This is a genomic window from Streptomyces sp. NPDC005761, assembly GCF_040630635.1.
In the GTDB taxonomy this organism is placed as follows: domain Bacteria; phylum Actinomycetota; class Actinomycetes; order Streptomycetales; family Streptomycetaceae; genus Streptomyces.
The window spans coordinates 163,162-169,844 of record NZ_JBEXXX010000004.1 but is presented as its reverse complement, the minus strand read 5'-3'; the positions used below and the strand labels follow the sequence as shown (position 1 = coordinate 169,844).

Genomic DNA, 6,683 nt, shown 5'->3' with positions numbered 1-6,683 from the left:
CCGCCCCGGCGTGAAGGTGTCCTCAATCGCCGGACCGGCTTGATATGGGCCGCCGCCGCCCCGGCGTGAAGGTGTCCTCAATCGCCGGACCGGCTTGATATGGGCCGCCGCCGCCCCGGCGTGAAGGTGTCCTCAATCGCCGGACCGGCTAGTTATTCGGCGCCACCACCTCAGCGCTTGGGTGTCCGCGATCGGCGGACCGGCTTGATATGGGGCGCCACCACCTCCGGCGCGGAGGTGTCCTCAATCGCGGGACCGGCTTGATATGGGCCGCCGCCACCCCCGGCGCGGAGGTGTCCTCAATCGCCGGACCGGGTTGATATTCGGCGCCACCGCCTCAGCGCTTGGGGCTGGGATGTGGTGGTGGGGTGGTGTCCGGCGATTGGGGACTTCTTCGGAGGGGGGTGGTCAGTTCGCTGTTGCCTGAGCTTCCGCTTCTGTGCGGTACATGCGGCGGACGCGGACCACTCCGAGGTCGTGCTGGTAGAGGTTCTCCGCCTGGTCGGCGTCGGTGCGCAGGTCCTCCAGCATGATGCGGTCCTGTTCGAGGACGTCCCAGTGGCGGTCCTCCAGGAGCGTCTTGTAGAGGAAGCGCCACGTGTCGCGCTGCCAGTCCGTCACCTTGCGGTAGCGCCAGAAGAAGACGGCGCAGCGGCTCTCGTCGATGGGGGTGGCCATGCCGACGATGCCGAAGGGTCCGCCGGGGCCGGCGGTCGGCGGGTAGGGAATGGTGAGGTCGACCCAGTCGACGCCGGTGCGGCAGAGTTCGACCCAGTCGAAGTTGACGCCGCTCTGGTCGGTCTTCTCGAAGAAGAAGCCGCGTTCGGTCTCGCGGATGCGGAAGCGGGCGGTGGTCTGGCCTTCGGCCATGCTGTGCGAGTCGCGGTGGAGGAACGAGCCGTGCATGGGGTCGAGCAGGTTCTCGACGGCGTAGCGCCAGTTGACGTTCCACTCGGCGTAGCAGAGGAACGCGGACGTGCCGGGGTCGGTGAGGTGTTCGGGGAGTACGAGCGGGGTGGGTTCGGGGTGCTCGTTGTCGCCGAAGTAGGCGAGGATGCCGCCGCCGGTCTCGATGACGTGGGGGGCGGCGACGAGTTGTTTGCCTTCGAGGTTGCAGCCGGGGAGGCCGGGTACGGCGGCGACGGTGCCGGTGCCGTCGACCTGGACGCCGTGGTACCAGCAGGCGATGCGGTCGCCGAGGTGTTTGCCGAGGGAGAGGCGGGCGCCGCGGTGGGGGCAGCGGTCCTCCAGCATGTGGAGGGTGCCGTCGGCGCGGCGGAAGAGGAGCCATTCCTCGCCGAGGAGGGTGAGGCGCTTCATGCCTCCGGCGGGGACGAAGTCGGAGGGGCAGACGGCGTACCACTGGTTGCGGATGCCGGTGGCGAAGAGCCGGTCGGCGGTGCGGTGGCCGGGGCGGGCGACTTCGGAGGGGCGGGTGGGGGTGCCGGGGGGCACGGGGGTGGTGTCGGTGGTCATGGTTGTCTCACGCTCCCAGGCGTCGCATCTCGTTGCGGAAGGTGTCCTCGGTCCACGGGCTGCCGTCGGGGGCGGGCAGGTCGCGGGCGTTGAGTCCGGCGACGAGGCCGGGCAGGTCGTGGGCTCCGCTGCCGAAGACCTCTTCGATCACTGCTGCGAGCTTCTTCTCGTAGGGGGTGGGCTCGGTGGTGCGTGCCTGGTGGGGTTCGAGGTACTGCGGGGTGGTCGGGCTGGTCATGGCGGCCGGCTCCCTTCGGGGGCGTGTCAGAGGTCGAGTACGAGGCGGGGGGTGCGGGCGCGGGAGACGCAGAGCATCATCGAGGCGCCGGCTTCGCGTTCGGTTTCGGTGAGGAGGAAGTCGCGGTGGTCGGGGGTGCCTTCGAGGACCTTGGTCTCGCAGGTGCCGCAGATGCCGTCGCGGCAGGAGGAGGCGATGGAGATGCCGGCGTTCTCCAGTGCGTCGAGTGCGGAGGTGGTGGGGCCGACCTCGACGGTGCGTCCGGTGCGGGAGCAGACGATGTCGAATGTGCTGTCCTCGCCGTCTCGGGGTGCGGCGGTGGGGGCGGCGAAGCGTTCCGTGCGGGCGTCGGGGCAGCGTTCCTCGACGGCGGCGAGGAGGGGTTCGGGGCCGCAGCAGTAGACCTGGGTGCCGGGGGTGAGGTCGCCGAGGAGGGCGTCGAGGCCGATGTGGCCCTGTTCGTCCTGGGGGACGAATTCGACGGTTCCGCCGGGGAGTTGGGCGAGTGCGGTGAGTTCGGCGCCGAAGGCCATGGAGGTGCGGGTGCGGCCGCCGTGGACGAGCCGCCACGGGGTGCCGGTGCGGGCTGCTTCGCGGGCCATGGCGAGGATCGGGGTGATGCCGATGCCGCCTGCGATGAAGAGGTAGTCGGTGGCGTCGCCCGTGGTGTCGAGCTCGAAGTGGTTGCGGGGGCCCTGGACGTGGAGGGTCTGGCCGGGGCGGAGCTGGGTGTGGATGTGGGCGGAGCCGCCGCGGGAGGCGGGTTCGCGGAGGATGCCGATGCGCCAGTGGGTGGTGTCGGCGGGGTCGGAGCACAGGGAGTACTGGCGGATCTGTCCGCCGGTGTGTACGTCGATGTGGGCGCCGGGCCGCCAGGTGGGGAGGGGGCTTCGGTCGGGGCGGGTGAGTTCGATGCTCAGGACGCCGTCGGCCTCCCAGGTCATGCGGTGGACGAGCAGGTCGAGCCGGGGTTCCTCGGCGGTTGTCATGACGGGTTGCCTCCTTCTCCAGGGGTATCGGTGGCGGTGGCGGGGAGCTTGACCGGCGGGGTGAACGGGGTGTTCATCGGGCCGAGTGCGGTGAGGTCGATCTCGACGAGGGTGGGGCCCGGGGAGGTGATGGCCTCCTTGATGACGGGTCCGGCGTCGGCTTCGGCGGCGATGCGTGCGTAGGGGAGGCCTACGGCGGCGGCGAGGAGGGCGAAGTCGGGGGTGGTGAGGTCGACTCCGGAGCGGCGGGGGAAGTGGTTGTCCTGCATGTTGCGCAGGACGCCGTAGCCGCCGTCGTTGAAGACGAGGAGGGTGAGGTCGGGCTTCTCCTGGGCGAGGGTGAGGAGTTCGCCGAGGTGGACGGCGAGTCCCCCGTCGCCGGCGATGACGACGGTGGGGGTGTCGGGGCGGCCTAGTGCGGCGCCGATGCCCATGGCGAGGCCCTGTCCGATTCCGCCGCCGCGGGGGAAGACGTTGGTGGCCGGGTCGGTGATCTCCAGGAGCCGGTTTCCCCAGGTGGATGAGGGGATGGTGACGTCGCGGGCGATGACGGATCCGGGCGGGCAGGCGTCGCGGATGGCGTCGTTGATCGCGGCCTGGGGGCCGATGGCGTACCGCTGGGCGCTGCGGGCGTCGGTGCGGGCCTTGCGTACGCGGTCCGGCCAGTTCGTTTCCGTTGCTCCGCTGGTGACGCGTCCGAGGAGGGCGGCGAGGACGGCGGTGGCGTCGCCGTGCAGGGCGACGGTGGCCGGGTACACGCGGCCGGGTGCGGCGGGGTCCAGGTCCAGCTGGATGTGGGTGGGCGGGAGTTGGAGGCTGTAGTCGGCGGTTTCGTTGGAGCGGAAGTGGGTGCCGATGGAGAGCAGGACGTCGGCTTCGGCGAGCAGTGCGCGGCCCGCGGGTGCGGTGGCGTAGTTGCCGAGGACGCGGTCGTCGGACTCGGGGACGCTGCCGCGGCCGGAGTTGGAGGTGACGAGTCCGGCGTTCAGCGCGTCGAGGAGTGCGGCGAGTTCGGGGCGGGCGCTGTTCGCTCCGCCGCCGGCCCAGACGAGGGGGCGGCGGGCGGCGGAGAGCAGGGCGGCCGCTTCGTCGAGGAGTTCCGGGGCGGGCAGGGCGGGGGTGGGGGCGGCCGGGATGGGGGTGCCGGTGAGCCGTTGGGGGGAGAATTGCAGGTCGATGGGCCATTCGACGCTGACGGGGCCGTGGGGCGCGGTGAGTGCGCGGGCTGCGGCGTGGCGGAGGATGTCGCCGGCGCTTTCGGCGTCGGTGATGGTCACGGCGTGGGTGGAGACCGCGCGGAGCATGCCGAGCTGGTCCTTGGTCTCGTGGATGAAGCCGCGTCCGGAGCCGAGGTACTCGCTGTCGATCTGTCCGGTGATGTGGAGGACGGGGGTGCCGGAGCTGAGGGACTCGATGAGCGAGCCTGCCGCGTTGCCCGCTCCCGTACCGGTGCTGGTGAGGGCGCAGCCGAGGTTGCCGGTGGCGCGGGCGTAGCCGTCGGCGGCGTTGACGGCGGCGGCTTCGTGGCGGACGGGGACGAAGCGGAGGTCGCGGTCGACGGCTTCGACGAGCGGCAGGTTGTGCACGCTGACGATGCCGAACACCGTGTCGACGCCGAGTTCGCGCAGCGTCTCGACGAGCAGGTCGCCGCCATTGGGTCGGGTCATGTCGGGTGCTCCTGGGATGGGTTGGGTGTGGGGGTTATGCGACGGCGCGGTTGACGCCGCCGCAGACGTCGACGGTGGTGCCGGTGATGTACGAGGCTCTGGGTGACAGGAGTGCGGTGACGGCGTACGCGACTTCGTCGGCGTTGCCGAGGCGGCCGAGCGCGATGCCGCGGTCGGCGGCGAGTTCTGCCTGCCAGGCGGTGTAGTCGAGGGGGCTGCCGGAGGCGGCGTAGCGGCGTTCCCACTGTCCGGTGTCGACGAGGCCGAGGCAGACGGAGTTGACGCGGATGCCGTCGGGGGCGAGTTCCTTGGAGAGGGAGGTGGAGAGGTTGAGGATGCCTGCGCGGGCGGCGCTGGTGGTCATCAGTTTGGTCTCGGGCTGTTTGGCGAGGACGGCGTTGATGTTGACGACGGAGGCGTTGCCGCAGGCGCGCAGGTGGGGCAGGGCGGCGTTCAGGGGGTTGAGGACGCCGAAGAATTTGAGTTCGAGTTCGTCGCGCCAGTCGTCGGCGGTGGTCTCGGCGAAGGGTTTCATCCGGGAGGCGCCGGCGTTGTTGACGAGTCCGTCGATGCCGCCGAGGTGGGTGGCCGCGTTCTCGGTGAAGGCCTGCACGGCGGATTCGTCGGTCACGTCGCAGGGGGCGTGGTAGAGCGTGTCCGGGCCGGCGAGGCCGTCCAGTGCGGCGGTGAGGGTGTCGGCGCGGCGGCCGCAGGTGGCGACGTGGGCGCCTTCGGCGAGCAGCATGCGGACCGTGGCGAGGCCGACGCCGGAGCTGCCGCCGGTGACGAGGATGCGGCGGCCTTTCAGGCGGAGGTCCATGGGGTTCCTTGGGGTTGGGGGCGAGGCGCGGGGCACTCCGCGGGGGCACCGGGACCCCGGTGCGGGTGGTGTCCTCGATCGCCGGACGGGTTTGATGCGACCGGCCGGGCTTGATGTGCCCGGGCGGGCTTGATGCGCCCGGACCGGCTCTGATGTCCCCGGGCGGGCTTGCAGGGCAGGCCCGGGTGGCTCAGTGCATCGTGAAGCCGCCGTTGACGGCGAAGGTCTGGCCGGTGATGTAGCCGGATTCGTCGCCGATGAGGAAGGCGATCAGTCCGACGAGGTCGGCGGGTTGCTGGGGCCGGGAGATGGCCCGGTTGAGGCGGTACAGCTCGTGGCGCTCGGCGGGGATGTCGAGGGCGGACTCCCCTTCGGTGAGGCCGGGGGCGACGGCGTTGACGGTGATGCCGAAGTCGCCGGTCTCGCGTGCCATGGCCCGGGTCAGGGAGATGACGGCGCCCTTGGACGCGATGTAGTGGGCGAGGCGGGGCGAGCCGTACAGGGCGGCGTCCGAGGCGAGGTTGACGATGCGTCCGCTGCCGTTCTCCCGCATGAGCGGGAGGAGGGCGCGGGCGACGAGCCAGGGGCCTCGGGCGTTGACCGTCATGATGCGGTCCCATGTCTCGACGTCGATCTCGTGGAACGGTTTGCCGCCCACCGCGTTGGCGAGTCCGGCGTTGTTGACCAGTCCGTGGAGCCGGCTGCCGTCGTCGGCGAGGGTGGTGGCCAGGGCGGCGACGGAGTCGGGGTCGGCGACGTCGAGCGGGTGGTAGTCGGCGGTGATGCCCTCGGCGCGCAGTTCTTCGGCGGCCTGCTGTCCGGTGGTCCCGTCGAGTTCGGCGATGACGACGCGGTGGCCGTCGTTGCCGATCCGGCGGGCCGCGGCCAGTCCGAGGCCGCGGCCGGCGCCGGTGACGACGACCGTACGGGGGGTGTCGTCGGTGGCCATCAGTCGCGGGTGATTCCGTGCATCGGGGAGTGCTCGGGGTAGGTGGGGACCTGCGGCTTCTGTGTGCCGATGATGACGCAGAACAGGGCGTCGGTGTCGCCCTCGTTCTTCAGGGAGCGGGCGACTCCGGCGGGGACGACGATCATGTCGCGGTAGCCGAGGGTGCGGTATTCGGCCTCGTCGGCGCCGCGGTGGATGCCGACCTTGACCTGGCCCTCCAGGACGAAGAAGGCCTCCTCGACGTCGTGGTGGGTGTGCTCGGGGCCTTCGGCGCCCGGCGGGAGCAGCATGTTGGAGAGGGTGAAACCGCCGGAGGGCAGGATGCGGTTGTCGTTCTCGTGGTTGCCGGTGGCGCCGGAGCCGACGTAGCGGATCTGGGCGCGGCGGTACTGGGCGCCGGCCTTCTCCTGGAAGGAGAGGGTGTTCCAGTCGGGTTCGCGGGAGTCCTTGGTGGCGATGAGTGAGTCGGTGAACTTCGCGAGGTCGCCGTCGGTCTCGTACGGGGTGTTGTCGATGGGCACGGGATGCTCCTGGGTTCGGTGGT

7 protein-coding genes are annotated in these 6,683 nt (G+C 71.1%); all 7 read right to left on the bottom strand.

All coding sequences use genetic code 11. From position 1 onward, the window contains the following. Positions 1 to 408: 408 nt before the first annotated feature. The 7 genes from ABZ434_RS06085 to ABZ434_RS06055 all read right to left on the bottom strand — a co-directional run bounded on the left by ABZ434_RS06085 (position 409) and on the right by ABZ434_RS06055 (position 6,654). On the bottom strand, positions 409 to 1,476 hold the full coding sequence (locus ABZ434_RS06085) for an aromatic ring-hydroxylating dioxygenase subunit alpha (RefSeq protein ID WP_359132454.1): 1,068 nt from the start codon (positions 1,474 to 1,476) through the stop codon (positions 409 to 411). A gap of 7 nt (positions 1,477 to 1,483) precedes the next feature. Next, entirely contained in the window at positions 1,484 to 1,714 is a 231-nt protein-coding gene (locus ABZ434_RS06080) for a recombinase-like helix-turn-helix domain-containing protein (RefSeq protein ID WP_359132453.1), read from the bottom strand. Between the two features lie 26 nt (positions 1,715 to 1,740). Further along, positions 1,741 to 2,703, bottom strand: a complete 963-nt coding sequence (locus tag ABZ434_RS06075; protein ID WP_359132451.1) for a PDR/VanB family oxidoreductase — start codon at positions 2,701 to 2,703, stop codon at positions 1,741 to 1,743. Continuing rightward, positions 2,700 to 4,370, bottom strand: coding sequence for a thiamine pyrophosphate-binding protein (locus ABZ434_RS06070; protein ID WP_359132449.1), 1,671 nt, complete (start codon positions 4,368 to 4,370; stop codon positions 2,700 to 2,702). The genes ABZ434_RS06075 and ABZ434_RS06070 overlap by 4 nt, the downstream gene beginning before the upstream one ends. 34 nt (positions 4,371 to 4,404) lie before the next feature. Next, positions 4,405 to 5,190 carry an SDR family oxidoreductase gene (locus tag ABZ434_RS06065; RefSeq protein ID WP_359132448.1) on the bottom strand — a complete coding sequence of 262 codons (786 nt, stop codon included), beginning with the start codon at positions 5,188 to 5,190 and terminating at the stop codon, positions 4,405 to 4,407. Positions 5,191 to 5,380: 190 nt separating this feature from the next. After that, positions 5,381 to 6,139, bottom strand: coding sequence for an SDR family oxidoreductase (locus tag ABZ434_RS06060; RefSeq protein ID WP_359132447.1), 759 nt, complete (start codon positions 6,137 to 6,139; stop codon positions 5,381 to 5,383). After that, on the bottom strand, positions 6,139 to 6,654 hold the full coding sequence (locus ABZ434_RS06055) for a cupin domain-containing protein (RefSeq protein ID WP_359083452.1): 516 nt from the start codon (positions 6,652 to 6,654) through the stop codon (positions 6,139 to 6,141). The genes ABZ434_RS06060 and ABZ434_RS06055 overlap by 1 nt, the downstream gene beginning before the upstream one ends. Positions 6,655 to 6,683 lie beyond the last annotated feature (29 nt).

Coding starts and splice junctions, on each gene's coding strand:
- ABZ434_RS06075 (WP_359132451.1), bottom strand. CDS start 2,703: ATGACAACCGCCGAGGAACCCCGGCTCGACCTGCTCGTCCACCGCATG.
- ABZ434_RS06065 (WP_359132448.1), bottom strand. CDS start 5,190: ATGGACCTCCGCCTGAAAGGCCGCCGCATCCTCGTCACCGGCGGCAGC.
- ABZ434_RS06085 (WP_359132454.1), bottom strand. CDS start 1,476: ATGACCACCGACACCACCCCCGTGCCCCCCGGCACCCCCACCCGCCCC.
- ABZ434_RS06070 (WP_359132449.1), bottom strand. CDS start 4,370: ATGACCCGACCCAATGGCGGCGACCTGCTCGTCGAGACGCTGCGCGAA.
- ABZ434_RS06080 (WP_359132453.1), bottom strand. CDS start 1,714: ATGACCAGCCCGACCACCCCGCAGTACCTCGAACCCCACCAGGCACGC.
- ABZ434_RS06060 (WP_359132447.1), bottom strand. CDS start 6,139: ATGGCCACCGACGACACCCCCCGTACGGTCGTCGTCACCGGCGCCGGC.